At 65.8% G+C, this 1020-nt stretch carries 1 protein-coding gene; it reads left to right on the top strand.

The window, feature by feature from the left end:
- The coding region (locus ABNX41_RS21875) for an AAA family ATPase (RefSeq protein WP_438671788.1) at positions 1-1020 on the top strand (1020 nt) is incomplete at both ends.

Genomic DNA, 1020 nt, shown 5'->3' with positions numbered 1-1020 from the left:
CCGAGGCGCTGGCGCATGTCACGGACGGGAGCGATCTTGGGATCGTGGTCGGCTATGCCGGGACGGGAAAGAGCGCCATGCTTGGCGTTGCCCGCGAGACTTGGGAGGCGTCAGGCTTTGAGGTTCGTGGCGTTGCCCTGTCCGGCATCGCCGCCGAGAATCTGGAAAGCGGATCGGGCATTGCGTCCCGCACCATCGCCAGCATGGAACATGGCTGGGCCAATGGCCGCGACATGCTCACCAGCCGCGATGTGCTTGTCATCGACGAGGCGGGGATGGTCGGCACGCGGCAGATGGAGCGGGTTCTGTCGAATGCCGCCGAAGCTGGTGCAAAGGTCGTTCTGGTGGGCGATCCGCAGCAATTGCAATCCATCGAAGCGGGCGCGGCGTTCCGTTCCATCCACGAACACCACGGCGGCGCGGAGATCGGCGAGGTCCGCCGCCAGCGTGAGGACTGGCAGCGGGACGCCACGCGCGATCTGGCGACTGGCAGGACCGGCGCGGCGATCCGTGCTTATGACCGCCACGACATGGTGCATGAGGCGCAAAGCCGGGAACAGGCCCGTGACGATCTGATAGACCGCTGGGACCGCGACCGGCAGGTCGCGCCGGACAGCAGCCGCATCATTCTCTCCCACACCAATGCCGAGGTGCGGGAACTCAACGAAGCCGCCCGCGACCGGATGCGGGAGGCAGGCGATCTGGGCGAGGACGTGCGCGTCACGGTCGAACGCGGCGAACGGAACTTCGCCGCCGGGGATCGCGTCATGTTCCTGCAAAACGAGCGCGGTCTTGGTGTGAAGAACGGCACGTTGGGGACCATCGAACAGGTCAGCGCCCAGAGCATGACGGTGCAGACAGACGATGGCCGCTCTATCGCGTTCGACCTGAAAGACTATGACCGCATTGACCACGGTTATGCGGCGACCATCCACAAGGCGCAGGGCATGACGGTGGACCGGACGCATGTGCTGGCAACACCCGGCATGGACGCCCACGGCAGCTATGTCGCCCTGTCGC

Origin of the sequence: Pseudogemmobacter sonorensis (assembly GCF_042762395.1) — a bacterium.
In the GTDB taxonomy this organism is placed as follows: domain Bacteria; phylum Pseudomonadota; class Alphaproteobacteria; order Rhodobacterales; family Rhodobacteraceae; genus Pseudogemmobacter; species Pseudogemmobacter sonorensis.
Note: the sequence above shows the minus strand (reverse complement) of the source record. Positions and strands in the feature narration are given on the sequence as shown.